This window comes from Streptomyces sp. NPDC051320 (genome assembly GCF_040682175.1).
Lineage (GTDB): Bacteria > Actinomycetota > Actinomycetes > Streptomycetales > Streptomycetaceae > Streptomyces.
Map to the genome: position 1 here is coordinate 344941 of NZ_JBFBAL010000004.1, position 16208 is coordinate 361148.

The 16208-nt window shown below is 70.4% G+C and carries 18 protein-coding genes and 3 tRNA genes; 5 read left to right on the forward strand and 16 right to left on the reverse strand.

Features of this window, described 5'->3' with window-relative positions:
• Positions 1-26: 26 nt before the first annotated feature.
• The 3 genes from rpmG to AB0M87_RS11965 form a co-directional block, all read right to left on the reverse strand.
• Positions 27-191, reverse strand: coding sequence for a 50S ribosomal protein L33 (gene rpmG, locus AB0M87_RS11955; protein ID WP_006604855.1), 165 nt, complete (start codon positions 189-191; stop codon positions 27-29).
• An 85-nt stretch (positions 192-276) separates the two neighbouring features.
• Positions 277-349 (reverse strand) — tRNA-Met (locus tag AB0M87_RS11960).
• Positions 350-393: 44 nt separating this feature from the next.
• Positions 394-466 (reverse strand) — tRNA-Thr (locus AB0M87_RS11965).
• Between the two features lie 213 nt (positions 467-679).
• Between AB0M87_RS11965 and AB0M87_RS11970 the strand changes: the two genes are divergently transcribed.
• Together AB0M87_RS11970 and AB0M87_RS11975 are read left to right on the forward strand one after the other, a co-directional pair.
• A complete protein-coding gene (locus tag AB0M87_RS11970; RefSeq protein ID WP_365851807.1) occupies positions 680-1915 on the forward strand; it encodes a hydrolase in 1236 nt (411 codons plus the stop codon).
• Positions 1916-1982: 67 nt separating this feature from the next.
• Positions 1983-2639, forward strand: coding sequence for an SDR family oxidoreductase (locus tag AB0M87_RS11975; RefSeq protein WP_365851808.1), 657 nt, complete (start codon positions 1983-1985; stop codon positions 2637-2639).
• Positions 2640-2709: 70 nt separating this feature from the next.
• On the opposite strand, the gene AB0M87_RS11980 is transcribed toward AB0M87_RS11975, so the two are convergent.
• A tRNA-Tyr gene (locus AB0M87_RS11980) sits at positions 2710-2791 on the reverse strand.
• Between the two features lie 190 nt (positions 2792-2981).
• On the opposite strand from AB0M87_RS11980, the gene AB0M87_RS11985 reads away from it, so the two are divergent.
• Together AB0M87_RS11985 and AB0M87_RS11990 are read left to right on the forward strand one after the other, a co-directional pair.
• Complete coding sequence (locus AB0M87_RS11985) at positions 2982-3470, forward strand: YajQ family cyclic di-GMP-binding protein (RefSeq protein ID WP_328537243.1); 489 nt, start codon at positions 2982-2984, stop codon at positions 3468-3470.
• 38 nt (positions 3471-3508) lie between these two features.
• Positions 3509-4156 carry an alpha-ketoglutarate-dependent dioxygenase AlkB gene (locus AB0M87_RS11990; protein ID WP_365851809.1) on the forward strand — a complete coding sequence of 216 codons (648 nt, stop codon included), beginning with the start codon at positions 3509-3511 and terminating at the stop codon, positions 4154-4156.
• A 33-nt stretch (positions 4157-4189) separates the two neighbouring features.
• Here the strand turns inward: AB0M87_RS11990 and AB0M87_RS11995 are convergent, their stop codons facing one another.
• Positions 4190-4462: a GlsB/YeaQ/YmgE family stress response membrane protein gene (locus AB0M87_RS11995; protein ID WP_365851810.1), complete on the reverse strand. Its 273-nt coding sequence runs from the start codon at positions 4460-4462 to the stop codon at positions 4190-4192.
• 144 nt (positions 4463-4606) lie between these two features.
• Between AB0M87_RS11995 and pyrF the strand changes: the two genes are divergently transcribed.
• A complete protein-coding gene (gene pyrF / locus AB0M87_RS12000; protein ID WP_365851812.1) occupies positions 4607-5314 on the forward strand; it encodes an orotidine-5'-phosphate decarboxylase in 708 nt (235 codons plus the stop codon).
• Positions 5315-5328: 14 nt separating this feature from the next.
• Here the strand turns inward: pyrF and AB0M87_RS12005 are convergent, their stop codons facing one another.
• The 11 genes from AB0M87_RS12005 to AB0M87_RS12055 all read right to left on the reverse strand — a co-directional run bounded on the left by AB0M87_RS12005 (position 5329) and on the right by AB0M87_RS12055 (position 16206).
• On the reverse strand, positions 5329-5721 hold the full coding sequence (locus AB0M87_RS12005) for a YccF domain-containing protein (protein WP_365851813.1): 393 nt from the start codon (positions 5719-5721) through the stop codon (positions 5329-5331).
• Positions 5718-6581, reverse strand: a complete 864-nt coding sequence (htpX, locus tag AB0M87_RS12010; RefSeq protein ID WP_365851814.1) for a zinc metalloprotease HtpX — start codon at positions 6579-6581, stop codon at positions 5718-5720. Before htpX ends, AB0M87_RS12005 begins: the two co-directional genes overlap by 4 nt.
• A 147-nt stretch (positions 6582-6728) precedes the next feature.
• Positions 6729-7187 carry an MscL family protein gene (locus AB0M87_RS12015; RefSeq protein WP_365851815.1) on the reverse strand — a complete coding sequence of 153 codons (459 nt, stop codon included), beginning with the start codon at positions 7185-7187 and terminating at the stop codon, positions 6729-6731.
• 181 nt (positions 7188-7368) lie between these two features.
• The gene (locus tag AB0M87_RS12020; protein WP_365851816.1) at positions 7369-8883 is read right to left on the reverse strand and encodes an NADH-quinone oxidoreductase subunit N; all 1515 of its coding nucleotides are present in this window, start codon (positions 8881-8883) and stop codon (positions 7369-7371) included.
• The gene (locus AB0M87_RS12025) at positions 8880-10493 is read right to left on the reverse strand and encodes an NADH-quinone oxidoreductase subunit M (protein WP_365851958.1); all 1614 of its coding nucleotides are present in this window, start codon (positions 10491-10493) and stop codon (positions 8880-8882) included. The genes AB0M87_RS12020 and AB0M87_RS12025 overlap by 4 nt, the downstream gene beginning before the upstream one ends.
• A gap of 27 nt (positions 10494-10520) precedes the next feature.
• Complete coding sequence (locus AB0M87_RS12030) at positions 10521-12542, reverse strand: NADH-quinone oxidoreductase subunit L (RefSeq protein ID WP_365851817.1); 2022 nt, start codon at positions 12540-12542, stop codon at positions 10521-10523.
• The gene (gene nuoK / locus AB0M87_RS12035) at positions 12539-12889 is read right to left on the reverse strand and encodes an NADH-quinone oxidoreductase subunit NuoK (RefSeq protein WP_365851818.1); all 351 of its coding nucleotides are present in this window, start codon (positions 12887-12889) and stop codon (positions 12539-12541) included. Before nuoK ends, AB0M87_RS12030 begins: the two co-directional genes overlap by 4 nt.
• A complete protein-coding gene (locus AB0M87_RS12040; protein WP_365851819.1) occupies positions 12889-13455 on the reverse strand; it encodes an NADH-quinone oxidoreductase subunit J in 567 nt (188 codons plus the stop codon). The genes nuoK and AB0M87_RS12040 overlap by 1 nt, the downstream gene beginning before the upstream one ends.
• Complete coding sequence (locus AB0M87_RS12045; protein ID WP_365851820.1) at positions 13452-14066, reverse strand: NADH-quinone oxidoreductase subunit I; 615 nt, start codon at positions 14064-14066, stop codon at positions 13452-13454. The genes AB0M87_RS12040 and AB0M87_RS12045 overlap by 4 nt, the downstream gene beginning before the upstream one ends.
• Entirely contained in the window at positions 14066-15034 is a 969-nt protein-coding gene (locus AB0M87_RS12050; protein WP_365851821.1) for a complex I subunit 1 family protein, read from the reverse strand. Before AB0M87_RS12050 ends, AB0M87_RS12045 begins: the two co-directional genes overlap by 1 nt.
• Positions 15031-16206 carry an NADH-quinone oxidoreductase subunit C gene (locus tag AB0M87_RS12055; protein WP_365851959.1) on the reverse strand — a complete coding sequence of 392 codons (1176 nt, stop codon included), beginning with the start codon at positions 16204-16206 and terminating at the stop codon, positions 15031-15033. Before AB0M87_RS12055 ends, AB0M87_RS12050 begins: the two co-directional genes overlap by 4 nt.
• Positions 16207-16208 lie beyond the last annotated feature (2 nt).

Sequence of the window (16208 nt, forward strand, 5' to 3'; positions counted from 1 at the left end):
CTGTGCCTGTGGAGAAAGCGCCAGGTTCAGCGCGTTTCGCGGTGCGCGGTGTGCGAGTTGCAGCGCGGGCAGTGCTTCTTCATCTCAAGACGGTCCGGGTCGTTACGCCGGTTCTTCTTGGTGATGTAGTTCCGCTCCTTGCACTCCACGCAGGCCAGCGTGATCTTCGGGCGGACGTCGGTGGCAGCCACGTGAGTGCTCCTTGGACGGATGGACGGATGAACGCAAAAAAGAGTAGCCGATCGAAGGACCGACCCCACAATCGGCTACCGTGTGTAGCGGTGACCGGACTTGAACCGGTGACACAGCGATTATGAGCCGCTTGCTCTACCGACTGAGCTACACCGCTTTGATACGGAGTCCCTCACCCGAAGGTGAGGGCTACCGCACCAGAGCCCCAATACGGAATCGAACCGTAGACCTTCTCCTTACCATGGAGACGCTCTACCGACTGAGCTATTGGGGCGAGCGATGAAGACATTACACGCTCTGTCGCCGATCGCCCAAATCCTTATGAGGTGCCCATCCGGCACCCCCTCCCCACCGTCCTCCGAGGCACCGGAAGGCACACCGGTACGACTATTTCGCCCCTCCTCGAACCCCGTACCGCTGCCCCCTAGGCTCGCCTCACGCTGCGTGACATCGCCCGTCACGCCCGGCCACAGCATCCAGGAGCGCGATGCCCGACAGCCAGCCGCGGCCTCCCGAGGGAGTCACCGCCGACACCACCGCGCTCCTGCTCCGCGGCGCCCGCCTCACCGACGGACGAACGGTGGACGTGCGGCTCAACAACGGCCGCATCGAAGCCGTCGGCACCGCCGGCAGCCTGACCACACCGCAGACCCGCGGCTCCCACCTCGACCTCGACGGATTCCTGCTGCTCCCCGCCCCCGCCGAACCGCACGCCCACAGCGACACGGCACTCACCGCCGACACCGGTCCGGCCACCGACCTCCCGGGCATCCAGCGCCGCACCACCGAGGCCGCCCTCCTCCAGCTCAGCCACGGCGCCACCGCCCAGCGCAGCCACGTACGCATCGGCGACGTCCAGGGACTCGGGCCGCTGGAAGCCGTACTCCAGGCCGGCCGCGCCCTGCACGGCCTCACCGAGCTCAGCACCGTCGCCGTGCCCCGGCTGCTCACCGGCGTCGCAGGTGCCGACAGCCTCGCCATGCTGCGCGACGCCCTCAAAATGGGTGCCACCGCCGTCGGCGGCTGCCCCGACCTCGACCCCGACCCCACCGGCTACGCCGAAACCGTCCTCGAAGTCGCCGCCGAACACGGCTGCGCCGTGGACCTGCACACGGAGGGTGACGATCCCGCCCGCATCGCCCGGCTCGCCGCCATGGCCTGCGGCCTCCGTCCCGGCCTCACCCTCAGCCCCTGCGGCGGCCTCTCCCGGCTCCCGCACGACGCTGCCGTAGGCACCGCGGGCCGGCTCGCCGCGGCCGATATCACGGTGACCGTCCTGCCCCAGGGCGGCTGCGCCGGCGTGGACCGCACCGGCGTCGCCCCGGTACGACTGCTCCGTGCCGCCGGGGTACGGATCGCCGCGGGCAGCGGCGCCCTGCGCGACCACGCCAACCCGGTCGGCCGCGGCGACCCATTGGAGGCCGCCTACCTGCTCGCCTCACAGAGCGGGCTCACCGCGCAGGACGCCTACGAGACGATCGCCGCGGCCGCACGCCGGGTGATGGGCCTCACCGAAGTCCGCGTCGAAGCCGGCTTCCCCGCCGAACTCATGGCGGTACGCGGCGAACGGCTCTCCGGCGTGCTGTCCCTCGCCTACAGCCGTATCGTCATCCACCGGGGACGCGTCGTCGCCCGGACCAGCGCGGTCCGCGAATACTGCGACCCGGCCGCCGCCTCCCCCCTCGAACTCCCGCGCCAGGGAAGGCCGGACGCCACCACCTGACGGAGCCCCGACCACCGTCCCTGCCGATTCCGAGCGAGCCGGGCCACTCCGGCGTACCGTCGGAATCATGCGCATTGTCATCGCAGGTGGACACGGACAGATCGCGCTGCGGCTGGAGCGGTTGCTCGCCGCGCGCGGTGACGAGGTCGCGGGCATCATCCGCGCCGCAGGGCAGGCCGACGACCTGAGAGCCGCCGGCGCCGAGCCGGTCGTGCTCGACCTGGAATCGGCATCCGTGGACCAGGTCGCCGAAGCCCTCCACGGCGCCGACGCCCTGGTCTTCGCCGCCGGCGCGGGCCCCGGCAGCAGCGCCGAACGCAAGGTCACCGTCGACCGTGACGCCGCGGTGAAGTGCGCCGACGCCGCCGAACAGGCAGGCGTACGCCGCTATCTCATCGTCTCCTCCATGGGCGCCGACACCCAGCACCGGGGCGACGGCGTCTTCGACGTCTACCTGCGCGCCAAAGGCGCCGCCGACGACGCCGTACGCGCCCGCACCACTCTCGACTGGACGGTCCTGCGCCCCGGCTCCCTGACCGACGACCCGGGCACCGGCCAGGTGCGCCTGGCAGCCGGCACCGGCCGCGGCTCGGTGCCCCGCGACGACGTGGCGGCGGTCCTGGCCGAACTGCTCGAGACCCCGGCCACCGCGGGTCTCACCCTGGACCTGATCAGCGGCTCGGTGCCGGTCTCGGTCGCGGTGAAGGACGTGGCGGGCAACTGACTCCGGGGGCGGGCCGCCCGGGAAACGCAACAGCCCCTGACCAGAACTGCTGGTCAGGGGCTGCTTTCCGTGGCGGCGCCAGGGTTCGAACCTGGGTAGGCTGAGCCGGCAGATTTACAGTCTGCTCCCTTTGGCCACTCGGGCACACCGCCAAGGATTCGCTGCCGAGGGACCGCTTCGCGGCGGTGCCCGTGGCAACGACGTAAACGATACCCGATGACCAGGGGTGCTTCGCCACCCGATTGATCGGGGCTCGGAGCGCGGAGATGACTAGGCTTGCCACGGCAGGCCGGAGAACCGGCCGCACTCCCATAACGCACCCGATACAAGGAGCCACAGGACATGGCCGACTCCAGTTTCGACATCGTCTCGAAGGTCGAGCGGCAGGAGGTCGACAACGCCCTCAACCAGGCCGCCAAGGAGATCTCGCAGCGCTACGACTTCAAGAACGTCGGTGCCTCGATCGACTGGTCGGGCGAGAAGATCCTGATGCAGGCGAACTCCGAGGAGCGCGTCAACGCGATCCTCGACGTCTTCCAGACCAAGCTGATCAAGCGCGGGATCTCACTCAAGGCGCTGGACGCGGGCGAGCCGCAGCTGTCCGGCAAGGAGTACAAGATCTTCGCCTCGATCGAGGAGGGCATCTCGCAGGACAACGCCAAGAAGGTCGCGAAGGTGATCCGCGACGAGGGCCCGAAGGGCGTCAAGGCGCAGGTGCAGGGCGATGAGCTGCGGGTCAGCTCGAAGAGCCGGGACGATCTGCAGGCCGTGCAGGCGCTGGTGAAGGGCAAGGACTTCGACTTCGCACTGCAGTTCGTGAACTACCGCTGAATCGACGGCTTCCGGGTGCCGCTGGAGGAGAGCGAGCGATGACGGGCCTGTTTCCGCGGACGCGGGCCGAGGTGGCGCCCGGGGCCGTGCACGTACCGGAGTGGCTGTCGGCCGAGCGGCAGCGGGAGTTGGTGGGGGTGTGCCGGGAGTGGGCGCGGGGGCCGGTGCCGCTGCGGCACACCCGGTTGCCCAACGGCGGCGCGATGTCCGTGCGGACGTGCTGCCTGGGTTGGCACTGGCAGCCGTACCGGTACTCGCGTACCGCCGACGACGTGAACGGTGCGCGGGTCGCGGCGTTCCCGCAGTGGCTGGTGGAGCTGGGCCGCTCCGCGGTGGCCGAGGCGTACGGGGACGCGGGGGCGTATGCACCGGATGCGGCGCTGGTGAACTTCTATGACGGCGCCGCGCGGATGGGGATGCATCAGGACAAGGAGGAGCGGAGCGCTGCTCCTGTGGTGTCGCTGAGCCTGGGCGACACCTGTGTCTTCCGGTTCGGGAACACGGAGGGACGCGGACGGCCGTGGACGGATGTGGAGTTGGTCTCCGGGGACCTGTTCGTCTTCGGCGGGCCGTCGCGGTTCGCGTACCACGGGGTGCCGAAGGTCCTCCCGAGCACGGGTGAGCCGGAGTTGGGGTTGTCGGGCGGGCGGCTCAACATCACGTTGCGGGAGACGGGGCTCGGCTGACCGGCCCGCTTCCCCGGGCCCGTACCGCCCGGCTCAGCGGCGTTGGCGTGAGTTCCCGAAGATCAGTCGGTAGACGATCAGCAGAACGAGGGAGCCGCCGATGGCCGATATCCAGGTGGCGCCGTCGTAGAAGTGCTTGGAGACCGGGTGGTCGAAGAACTTCGCCCCGGCCCAGCCTCCGATGAACGCTCCCGCGATGCCGATCAGCGTGGTGCCGACGAGTCCGCCCGGGTCGCGTCCGGGGAGCAGGATCTTGGCGATGGCCCCGGCGAGCAGGCCGAGGATGATCCAACTGATGATTCCCATGAGCAGAGCCTGCCTTCCGTACGGTTCTTTAAACGGTCCTGGTACTGGGTGGTTCTGTGAACAAGGACGTCAGAGGGGGTGCGGCGGTTGCGGGGACGTGCGCCGGGGCGATCGGCGCTTCTCTCCGTGGGGAACAATGACGCCGTGGAGCCCGCCGATCCGATCATCGTTGTCCTGGATGTGGACACCCGGCGGGCAGCCGAGGGTGTCGTTGACCGGCTGGGTACGGAGTGTCGTATCTACAAGGTGGGGCTGGAGCTGCTCACGGCGGCCGGGCCCGGGCTGATCGAGCGTCTGGTGGCCGACGGCAAGGAGGTCTTCCTCGACCTCAAGCTCTTCGAGATCCCGACCTCCGTCGCCGGGGCGGTCCGCGCGGCCGGCGCCCTGGGCGTCTCCATGGTGACCGTGCACAGCATGGGTGGCACCGGGATCATGGCGGCCGCCGTGGCCGCGGCCGGTGGTTTTCCGCGCCTTCGGGTGCTGGCCCTGACGGTCGTCACCAGCATGACGCGCGCCGATCTGGCGGATGTCGGCATCACGGGTTCAGCCGAGGACCAGGTGCTGCGGCTGGCCGGTCTGGCGGAGGGGGCCGGCTGTCATGGCGTGATCGCAGCGCCGCGGGAGGCCGGGGCGCTACGGGGCCGGCTGGGTCCCCGCGCCCTGATCGTCACGCCGGGCGTGGCCCTTCCCGGGGAGGCCCGGGGCGAGCATGCCCGGCCCGGGACTCCACGTGCTGCCGTTGCCGCCGGTGCGTCCCATGTCGTGGTGGGCCGGGCGGTGACCCGTGCTGCGGACCCGGTGGCCGCGCTGCGGCGGGTCCGCGGCGACCTTCTCGGAGAGGACCGGACCTAAGGCCGGGACAGCCCTTAGCGCACGGTGAAGGGCTGGTCCGTAGGGACGATGTCCTTGCCGAGCGGCATCAGGGAGACCGGGATGAGCTTGAAGTTGGCGAGGCCCAGCGGGATTCCGATGATGGTGACGCACAGCGCGATGCCGGTGAAGATGTGGCCGAGTGCGAGCCACCAGCCCGCGAGGACCAGCCACAGGACGTTGGCGACGAAGGAGGGCGCGCCAGCGTCGTGGCGGTCCACGGCCATGTAGCCGAAGGGCCAGAGGGCGTAGCGGCCGATACGGAAGGCGGCCACGCCGAAGGGGATGCCGATGATCGTGACGCAGAGCAGGAGGCCCGCCAGCAGGTAGCCGAGGAACATCCAGAAGCCGCAGAGAACGAGCCAGATGACGTTGAGGATGGTTTTCACGGGCGGGGACCTGCCATTTGCTCGAGTCGGGAGATGCGCTCCGCCATCGGTGGATGGGTGGAGAACATCTTGGACAGCCCTTGGCCGGGACGGAACGGGTTCGCGATCATCATGTGGCTCGCGGTTTCGATCCGGGGTTCGGGGGGCAGCGGCAGCTGCTTGGTGCCGGCGTCGAGTTTGCGCAGGGCGCCGGCGAGTGCGAGGGGGTCGCCGGTGAGCTGGGCTCCGGAGGCGTCCGCCTGGTACTCACGGGAGCGGCTGACGGCGAGCTGGATCACGGAGGCGGCCAGCGGTCCCAGGATCATGATCAGCAGCATGCCGAGGAGGCCGGGGCCTTCGTCGTCGTCGGAGCGGCCGACAGGGATCAGCCAGGCGAAGTTGACGAGGAACATCACGACGGAGGCGAGCGCGCCCGCCACGGAGGAGATCAGGATGTCGCGGTTGTAGACGTGGCTGAGTTCGTGGCCGATCACACCGCGCAGTTCCCGTTCGTCGAGTATCTGCATGATGCCTTCGGTGCAGCAGACGGCGGCGTTGCGCGGGTTGCGGCCGGTGGCGAAGGCGTTGGGCGCCTGGGTCGGTGAGATGTAGAGGCGGGGCATGGGCTGGCGGGCGGCGGTGGAGAGCTCGCGGACTGTGCGGTAGAGCGCGGGGGCTTCGAATTCGCTGACGGGGCGGGCGCGCATGGCGCGCAGCGCGAGCTTGTCGCTGTTCCAGTAGGCGTACGCGTTGGTGCCGATCGCGACGAGGACCGCGACGATCAGTCCGGTGCGGCCGAAGAAACTGCCGATGACGATGATGAGGGCGGAAAGCCCCCCCAGGAGGACGGCGGTCCTCAGCCCGTTGTGCCGGCGGTGCACGGTACGCCCTCCAAGTGGTGCGGCAGGGGAACCCTTGCTCAGTGACTCAGCCCACCTGTTCAGTGGACCCTCCCTCACTGGTCAACGCCAGGCGGGGGGAGCTGGTTCCCTGGTGCGCGCGGTCACCGGGTCGGCCGTACGGGTGGGTCAGCCCTGGGCGGGGACCTTCGCCATGCGCAGAGCTTCCTGCTCGGGCTCGACCTGGCTGGTGCAGTGGCCGCAGCGGGACGCGATGGCCGGGATCTCGGTGTAGCAGTAGGGGCAGTCGCGGAGGGCGGCCTTGACGTCGAACGGCTTCTCGGCGGTGAAGCGGGACTGGATCTTGGCCAGCGGGACGACGACCACGAAGTAGAGGACCGCGGCGGTGACGAAGAAGGCCACACTGGCGTTGATGAGCAGGCCGTAGCGGAAGTGGGCGCCGTCCACGGTGAACTGGGCCTTGCTGAAGTCGCCCATGGTGGAACTGGTGGCGAGGCCGATCAGCGGGGTGATGAAGGCGGTGCTGAGCGCGGTGACGACCGCGGTGAAGGCGGATCCCACGGCGAGGCCGATGGCCAGCGAGATGACGTTTCCGCGGAGGATGAAGTCTTTGAAGCCGCTCAGCACTGCTTGCTCCTCGATGCTCTGGTTCCTGGGTGACCGGCGTGGACGAGGTGGTCGTTGTGACCGGCCTGTCCGGCGCGTGCCGGGCGTCTTGCGGACGTCTTCCGGTGTCCCCGGGCCGTGTGCCCGCCGGCTGCCCGGGCGGGTATCGGGGCGGGTGCCCGGCGCAAGACCGTAGCAAATCTCAGAAGAGGCTGCCGGACGCGAAGCGCAGGGCCAGCTGGGGGGCGCCGGAGAGGGCGATACCGGCGGCCGCGGCGAGGATGACGGCGACGGTGAGGGGGGCCGGGGTGCGGAGCGCGGTGGACTCCGCGGGTGCGGCGGAGGGCTCCGCGGCGGGCTGCTGCTCGGGCGCGCGGAAGAGGATCGCTGTCCACTTCAGGTAGTAGTAGAGCGCGATCACGACGTTGACGGCCATGACGACGGCCAGCCAGCCGAGACCCGCGTCGACGGCCGACTGGAAGACGACGACCTTGGCGAAGAGGCCGATGATGCCGGGGGGCAGGCCTGCCAGGCAGAGCAGGAAGAAGGCCATCGCGAGGGCGGCGAGCGGGCGGGTGGCGTGCAGGCCGCGATAGTCGGTGAGGCGGTTGCCGGGCCGGGTACGGGCGACCAGCGCTGCGACGCCGAAGGCGCCGAGGTTCACCACGGCGTACATCAGGGCGTACGCGACGGTGGAGCCGATCTCGTCGTTGGAGGTGTAGGCGGCCGCGGCGATCGGTACCAGCAGGTATCCGGCCTGGGCGACGGACGACCAGGCGAGCAGCCGGACGGCGCTGTGGGCGCGGGTGGCGGACTGGCGCAGCGCGGCTACGTTGCCGACGGTCATGGTGAGGGCGGCGAGCGCGGCGACGGCGGGGCCCCAGGCGTCGGCGTAGTCGGGGAATGCGATGACGGTGACGAGGATGAGTCCGGAGAAGCCGACCGCCTTGCCGATCACCGAGAGGTAGGCGGCGATGGGCAGGGGGGCGCCGACGTAGGTGTCCGGTACCCAGAAGTGGAAGGGCGCGGCGGCGGTTTTGAAGGCGAAGCCGACGAGGGTGAGGACGACTCCGGCCTCGGCGAGGGTGTTGAGCTGCGGGTCCACCTGGGCGGTGGCGATCCGGGTGAGGTGCAGGGTGCCGGTGGCCGCGTAGACGAAGCTGACGCCGAGCAGCATCACGGCGGTCGCGGTGACCGAGGAGAGGAAGAACTTGAGGGCCGCTTCGGCGGAGAGGCGGTTGCCGCGTTTGATGCCGACCAGGGCGAAGGCGGGCAGTGAGGCCACTTCGAGGGCGACGACGAGGGTGGCGAGGTCCCGGGACGCGGGCAGCAGGGCGGCGCCCGAAGCGGACGACAGCAGCAGGAACCAGTATTCGCCGGCCGGGAGTTTGTCGCGGCCGGTTTCGTGGAGGGACAGCAGTGTGGTGAGCAGTGCGCCGCCGATGACCAGGAGTTGGATGACCAGGGCGAAGTGGTCGGCGGTGTAGCTGCAGGCGCTGTTGCTGCCGGTGAGGCAGAAGGTGGCGTGGTGACCGCCGCGCAGCGGCACCAGCATGAGGAGCGCGGCCGCGAGCCCGGCGATGGTGGTCCAGCCGAGCAGCGGTTTGCGGTGTTCGGGCACGAAGAGGTCGCTGACCAGGACGATCAGCGCGGTCACCGCGACGATGATGGGCGGGGCGATCGCCAGCCAGTCGACGGACTGGACGAGGGAGGTCATGCCTTGCCTCCAGCGAGGAGCTTCTGCACGGCCGGGTTGGAGAGGCCGAGGAGGACCGCGGGCCACAGGCCGGCGAGGACGGTGAGGGCGACGAGAGGGGTCCAGGTCAGGAATTCGTATCCCTGCACGTCCTGGAGGCCGTGGGGCTGCGGGTCTTCCTGGGGGGTGGCTCCCATGCAGACGCGGCGGACCACGACCAGCAGGTAGGCGGCGGTGAGCAGGGTGCCGAAGGCCGCCACGGACATGAAGGTGAGGAAGGCGGGGCGGCTGAGGCCGCCGGCGGGGTGGAAGGCGCCGAACATGGTGAGCATCTCGCCCCAGAATCCGGCGAGCCCGGGCAGTCCGAGGGAGGCGACGGCGGCGAAGGCGAGGAGGCCGCCGAGGCGGGGCGCCCGGCCGTAGAGGGCGGCGCCGGTCGCTCCGGCGAGGGTGTCGAGGTTGACCGTGCCGTAGCGGTCCTTGAGGGCGCCGACCAGGAAGAAGAGCAGGCCGGTGATGAGTCCGTGGGCGATGTTGGCGAAGAGCGCGCCGTTGACTCCGGTGGGGGTCATCGATGCGATGCCGAGGAGGACGAAGCCCATGTGGCCGACGGAGGAGTAGGCGATGAGGCGTTTGAGGTCGCCCTTGGTGCCGGGTCTGGTGAGAGCCAGGCAGGCGAGTGATCCGTAGATGATGCCGGCGACGGCGAAGGCGGCCAGGTAGGGCGCGAAGGTGTGCATGCCTTGGGGGGCGATCGGCAGGGCGATGCGGACGAGTCCGTAGGTGCCCATTTTCAGCATGACGCCGGCCAGCAGGACCGAGCCGACGGTGGGGGCCGCGGTGTGGGCGTCGGGGAGCCAGCTGTGCAGGGGCCACATCGGGGCCTTGACGGCGAGTCCGACGGCGATGGCGAGCACCGCGATGACCTGGGTGCTGTGGGTGAGGCCGCGGCCGTTGTCAGTGGCGAGTGCCACCATGTCGAATGTGCCGCTTTTCACGCCGATGAGGAGGAGGCCGAGCAGCATGACCACGGAGCCGAGGACCGTGTAGAGGATGAACTTCCAGGCGGCGGCCTGTTTCTGGGCGCCGCCCCAGCGGGCGATGAGGAAGTACATCGGGATGAGGACCATCTCGAACGCCAGGAAGAAGAGCACCAGGTCGAGGACGGCGAAGGTGGCGAGGGTGCCGGACTCGAGGACCAGGATGAGCGCGACGAAGGCCTTCGGGGAGGGGCCTGCGGGCATGTTGAAGAGGCTGTAGAGCGCGCAGAGGAAGGTCAGCAGCGCGGTCAGCAGGAGAAGGGGGAGCGAGATGCCGTCGGTGCCGAGGTGGATGTGCACGTGGAGTGCCGGGATCCAGCTGATGTCGGTCGTGGCCTGCATGGTCGACGGGTGGTCCCGGTCGAAGCCGAGCGCGAGGACGATCGTGGCGAGGAGGACGGCACCGGTGACGATCACGCCGTGGCGGAGCACGGCCCGGTCGGGTGACGTGGCCTTCAGTCCGGTGACGGGACCGGTCGCCGCGGAGCGGCTCGTTGAGGGGCGGCGGTCGGGTGACGGGCGGGCAGGCAGCAGCGCCGCCACGGCACCGATGAGCGGGGCGGCGACGATGAAGGCCAGAAGGTACTGCATGACGGATGTGCTGATATCGATCATGGCTCACGATCCGGCGTAGGCGTTGGCAAGGGCGACGGCGGCGATCGCCAGGACGACGGAGCCGGCGAGCAGGGCGCTGAGGTAGGTCTGCAGGTTGCCGGTCTGTGCGCGGCGGACGGCGGCGCCCAGCCGGCGGGGCGCCGCGCTCGCGCCGCGGACATAGGTGTCGATGACCTCGCGGTCCAGGAAGCGGACCAGTTCGGCTGCGGCGATGACCGGGCGGACGAACAGCGCGGAGTAGAGGGCGTCGAGGTGGAAGCCGCTTGCGGCGTGCCGGTGCAGGGGGCCGAGCAGGAGCCGGCCGGGGTCGGCGGGGTCGGGGGCGGACGCGATGTTGCCGTAGGCCGCGGTGTGGGTGGCGATGGCTTCCGCTTCGACGGTCGCCGGGTCGGCGTCCGGGTGGGCGGTGACGGCTGCGGTGCCCAGTGGTGGGTGGGCGCCGCCGGTGACGGCTTCCCGGTACTGCACGGCCCGCCAGGTGCCGTAGGTCATCAGACCGCCGACCAGGGCCACGCCGGTTCCCAGCACGGAGGTGGTGAGGGAGGGGGTGAGGTCGTTGCCGTCGAACCAGCCGGTGATGACGCCGGCGGTGAGGCCGAAGCCGATGGTGGGGATGGCGAGGACCCACAGGACGGCGTTCATCACAAGGGGCTGCTTGCCGTGCGCCGGGGCTTCCGTTCCCTTGCCGCGGAAGGCCAGCAGCCAGAGGCGGGTGGCGTAGGCGGCGGTCAGCAGGGCGGTGACGAGGCCGGAGACGAGGACGGTCCAGCCGGCCCCCGCGGGGGCGATGGGGCTGTCGCCGAGTGCGGTGTGCTCGGCGGCGCCGAGGACGGATTCCTTGGAGAAGAATCCGGCGAAGGGTGGGATGGCGGCGAGTGCGAGCAGGGCGATGGTCATCGTCCAGAAGGCGTCGGGGACCCGTTTGGCCAGCTGGTCCATCCGGCTCATGGCGGCCAGCGAGTTGGTGCCGGCCGCGTGGATGATCACACCGGCACCCAGGAAGAGCAGGGCTTTGAACGCGCCGTGCGACAGGAGATGGAAGACGGCGGCGCCACGGTCGCCCACGGCCAGGGCGCCGGACATGTAACCGAGCTGCCCGATGGTGGAGTAGGCGAGGACGCGCTTGATGTCGTCCTGGGCGAGCGCGGCGAGCGCCGATCCGATCATGGTGACGGCTGCCATGACCGCGAGGACGGTCATCGCGGCCGTGGACGCGGCGAAGACGGGCAGCAGCCGGGCCACGAAGTAGATGCCGGCGGCGACCATGGTGGCCGCGTGGATCAGCGCGGACACCGGAGTGGGGCCGGCCATCGCGTCGGGCAGCCAGGTGTGCAGCGGGAACTGAGCGGACTTGCCGGCGACGCCGGCCAGGAGCAGCAGCGCGACCAGCGTGGGGTGGTGGAGCGCCCCGTCGTTGACCGTCTGCAGAATGCCGGTGATCCGGAACGTCCCGGCGTCGGCGGCGAGGGCGAAGAGGCCGATCAGGAAGGGGACGTCGCCGAGTTTGGTGACCAGGAAGGCCTTGAGGGAGGCCGCGCGGGCTTCCGGCGTCTCCCAGTAGTGGCCGACGAGGAAGTACGAGCAGATGCCCATGACTTCCCAGCCGACCAGCAGCACCATCAGGTCGCCGGAGTAGACGACAAGCAGCATCGCGGAGGTGAAGAGGGAGACGATCGCCGCGTACGAGGCGTAGCGGGGGTCGTCCCGCAGGTATCCCGTCGAGTAGATCTGCACGCAGCCGGCCACGGTCACCACCAGTACGGCGACCAGGGCGGCGAAGCCGTCGATGTGCAGGGACAGGTCGATGGGCACGGAACCGGTGGGCGTGAGCCTGGTGGCCGCGTCGATGGCGTGCCCACCGCCCTGACGCACCGCGACGCTGATCGCGAGTGCGGCGGCGCCCAGGGTCGGCAGGATCGCCAGCGGGCGGGCGAGCCCGGGGACGCTGCGGCCCACCAGGAGTCCTGCGGCCGCCCCGAGGAGGGGCAGCAGGGGGACGAGGACGGCGAGGGTCGTCGTGGTCACGCGGCAGCCTCGGCCTTCTCCTCGTGGTCTTCGGGACCTGTGCCTTCCGCGCTGTCGCGGAGTGTGTCGATGTCCGTGGTGCCCCGGCCCCGGTACACGGCGAGGACGATCGCCAGTCCGATGCCGATCTCGGCGGCGGCGATGGCGATGGTGAACAGGGTGAGCGCCTGGCCGGCGTGCAGTGTGTCGCGCAGCCAGACGTCGAAGGCGACCAGGTTGAGGTTGACGGCGTTGAGCATCAGCTCGACGGACATCAGGATCAGGATCACGTTGCGCCGGGCGAGGACCCCGTACAGCCCGGTGCAGAAGAGCAGTGCGGCGAGCACCGCGGGATAGGCGAGGTGCATCAGCGCTGCTGCTCCCTGCTGTTCTTGCGGGACAGGACGACGGCGCCGACGAGTGCCGCGAGCAGCAGCACGGAGAGTGCTTCGAAGGGCAGCACCCAGTGCCGGAAGAGGCTTTCGCCGGACACCTCGGTGGAGCCCTGGGCCGGTCCGTGCAGGTCGACCCAGGTGGTGCGGAAGGCGTCGGCGACGACCCAGACGAGGGAGCCGGCCGCGGCGGCGGCCACCACCAGGGCCACCCAGCGGTTCTCCGAGTCGGTGTCCGGGGAGCGGCCGATGGGGGCCTTGGTGAGCATCAGCCCGAAGAGCAGGAGGACGACCACCGAGCCGACATAGATCAGCACCTGCACCCAGGCGATGAACTCGGCCGTCAGCAGGAGGTATTCGACGGCGAGGCCACCGAGCGCCACGATCAGCCAGAGGGCGGCGTGCACCAGCTGCTTGGTCGTGACGGTGATGACGGCCGCGCCGAGGGTGGCGACACCGACGAGCAGAAAGATGATCTCGACGCCGGTGGGTGACAGGAAGCCGGGGTGGTCCGCGGAGGCCACTGCTGCTGCGAGGGTCACGCGCCTCCCTCCGGCTCGTCGCCCGCCTGCGGTTCGCCGTTCCGCTGTTCGTCGGCCTGCGGTTCACCGGCCTGCTGCCGGGACTGCTCATCGGCCTCGAGTTTGTCGGCCGTCTTGCGGGCGGCCGCGATCTCCTTCGGCTCCTCCGCGCCCGGCTCCAGCGCGGGCGGTGCGGGCACCGTCCACATCCACTCGCGGAGCTTGTCGCGCTCGTGGGTGAGCTCGTGGATGTCCGTTTCGGCGTACTCGAACTCCGGTGACCAGAACAGCGCGTCGAAGGGGCAGACCTCGATGCAGATGCCGCAGTACATGCAGAGCGCGAAGTCGATGGCGAAGCGGTCGAGGACGTTGCGGCTGCGCTCGCGGCCGCCGGGCGCGGCGGCCGGCATCGTCTCCTTGTGGGAGTCGATGTAGATGCACCAATCGGGGCACTCACGGGCGCAGAGCATGCAGACCGTGCAGTTCTCCTCGAACAGCCCGATGACCCCGCGGGAACGCGGCGGGAGTTCGGGCTGGACGTCCGGATACTGCGCGGTGACCGTCTTCCTGGTCATGGTGCGGAGGGTCACGGCCAGGCCCTTGGCCAGGCCTGATCCGGGGATGGGAGGCATTAGCTGATCGCCACCTTCACGATGCCGGTGAGCGCGATCTGCGCGAGGGCGAGCGGGATGAGCACGGTCCAGGCGAGTTTCTGCAGCTGGTCCTCGCGGAGCCGCGGGTAGGTCACCCGGAGCCAGATCACCCCGAAGGCGAGTACGGCCGTCTTGAGGAGCATCCAGACCCAGCCGAGCCCGTCGCTGCCCCAGGGGCCGTGCCAGCCGCCCAGGAAGAGGACGGCGCTGAGAGCGCAGAGGACGACGATCCCGGCGTACTCGGCGAGCAGGAACAGCGCGAAACGCAGGCCGGTGTACTCGGTGTACGCACCGAAGATGATCTCCGAGTCGGCGACGGGCATGTCGAAGGGCGGACGTTGCAACTCGGCGAGACCCGCGGTGAAGAAGACCAGGCCGCCGATGATCTGCCAGGGGATCCACCACCAGGCGAAGGCGTCCAGGATGCCCGGCAGCGAGACCGTACCGGCCGCCATGGCCACCGAGGCGGCGGTGAGCAGCATCGGCAGCTCGTAGGCGAGGAGTTGCGCGGCGGTACGGAGCCCGCCGAGCAGGGAGTACTTGTTGGCCGACGCCCAGCCCGCCATCAGCGAGCCGAGCACGCCGACGCCCATCACCGCGAGCACGAAGAAGATCCCGGCGTCGACCACCTGCCCGACCGCGCCCTGCTGCGGTCCGATCGGGATCGCGACCAGCACCAGCAGGTACGGGAGCAGGGCGATGGCGGGCGCCAGTTGGAAGACCCGGCGATCGGCGTCGGCCGGAACGACGTCTTCCTTCTGGGCGAACTTCACGCCGTCCGCCATGAGTTGTGCCCAGCCGTGGAAGCCACCGGCGTACATCGGGCCAAGCCGGCCCTGCATATGCGCCATGACCTTGTGCTCGGTCTGCCCGACGACCAGCGGCAGCACGAGGAAGGCCAGGAAGACGATGATCAGCCGGATGGCGACGTCGATTACGTCGTTCACGCGGTATCGCCTCCGGCGGGGGTGTCGGGTCCTGGCTGGTCTTCTGGGCGGGGCTCGGCGTTCGGGCGGGGCTCGGCGTCGGGGGCGGGGGCGGGGGCGGGGGCGGGGGCGGCCTCCGCCGTCTCTGCCGTGCCCGTGTCCGTGGCCGCGTCCATGTCCGTGCCCGCGTCCGTGTCCGCCGGGCGCGGGGCGTCGTCGGTGGCCCCGGACGCCGGACGGGCGTGGTGCCACGGCGCGTCTTCGCTGCGAACGGGTCGTGCCGGAGCGGGAGCCTCGGGCGCACCGGTGCCACCGGTGTCCGTGTCCGGGGCACTACCGGTGGCAGGCGTACTACCGGTGGCAGGCACGTCACCCACGGCGCCCGACGCCTTCGGCTCCGAGGCCTTGGGTTCCGGGGCCTGGGGCTCCGTGGCCTGGGGCTCCGGGGCCTTTGTGTGCGGGGTCTTCCTCTCCGCAGCGACGGCCGCCTCCGCAGCTCCGGCCGTCTCCGCAGCCTGGCTCGCAGAGCCCTCGCTCACGCTGCGCGCACGGCGCACCGGGCGGTCGCCCGCGGCGCGTGGCGTGCGGGCCGGGCGGGCCGGGGCCGGTGGGAGCTGGCCCTTCTGCGGGCCCCATTCGTTGGGATCGGGGACGCCGGGCGGCAGCATCTGGCGGCGCTTGGCGCCACCGTGGGACGCGGTGGACTCGCCCGGTTCCTTCGCGCCGGGCCAGGCCTTCACGACCCGGGCCGCCAGCACGAAGTCCTTGCGCAGCGGGTGCCCCTCGAAGCCCTCGGGCAGCAGCAGCGGGGTCAGGTGCGGGTGGTCGGTGAAGGAGACGCCGAACATCTCGTGGGTCTCGCGCTCGTGCCAGCTCGCGCCCGCGTAGACCGCTACGGCGGTCGGCAGCTCCGGCGCGGTGTGCGGGACGGTGGTGCGTACCAGCAGGCGGCGGACGGTACGCCCGTCGAGCGCCACCACGTGGGCGCACACCCGGAAGCCGGTGTCGGGTTCGTCGACCGCGCTCAGCCAGTCGAAGTACGTGCAGCCCAGGGTGTTCCTGGCGGTCTCCAGCGCGGCGATCCAGGAAGCCGCGGGAACGTCCACGGTCAGCAGGTCGTAGCTGTGATCGGCGGTGGCTTCCTCGCCGAAGAGTTCGGTGACGGCCTCGGGCAGCCGGTCGTACGCGTTCATGG

What these genes read in the sequence shown, in the direction of transcription:
- AB0M87_RS11970 (WP_365851807.1), top strand. Translation starts at nt 680, where the DNA reads ATGCCCGACAGCCAGCCGCGGCCTCCCGAGGGAGTCACCGCCGACACC.
- AB0M87_RS11975 (WP_365851808.1), top strand. Translation starts at nt 1,983, where the DNA reads ATGCGCATTGTCATCGCAGGTGGACACGGACAGATCGCGCTGCGGCTG.
- AB0M87_RS11985 (WP_328537243.1), top strand. Translation starts at nt 2,982, where the DNA reads ATGGCCGACTCCAGTTTCGACATCGTCTCGAAGGTCGAGCGGCAGGAG.
- AB0M87_RS11990 (WP_365851809.1), top strand. Translation starts at nt 3,509, where the DNA reads ATGACGGGCCTGTTTCCGCGGACGCGGGCCGAGGTGGCGCCCGGGGCC.
- AB0M87_RS11995 (WP_365851810.1), bottom strand. Translation starts at nt 4,462, where the DNA reads ATGGGAATCATCAGTTGGATCATCCTCGGCCTGCTCGCCGGGGCCATC.
- AB0M87_RS12020 (WP_365851816.1), bottom strand. Translation starts at nt 8,883, where the DNA reads ATGACCTCCCTCGTCCAGTCCGTCGACTGGCTGGCGATCGCCCCGCCC.
- AB0M87_RS12025 (WP_365851958.1), bottom strand. Translation starts at nt 10,493, where the DNA reads ATGCAGTACCTTCTGGCCTTCATCGTCGCCGCCCCGCTCATCGGTGCC.
- nuoK (WP_365851818.1), bottom strand. Translation starts at nt 12,889, where the DNA reads ATGCACCTCGCCTATCCCGCGGTGCTCGCCGCACTGCTCTTCTGCACC.
- AB0M87_RS12045 (WP_365851820.1), bottom strand. Translation starts at nt 14,066, where the DNA reads ATGCCTCCCATCCCCGGATCAGGCCTGGCCAAGGGCCTGGCCGTGACC.
- AB0M87_RS12055 (WP_365851959.1), bottom strand. Translation starts at nt 16,206, where the DNA reads ATGAACGCGTACGACCGGCTGCCCGAGGCCGTCACCGAACTCTTCGGC.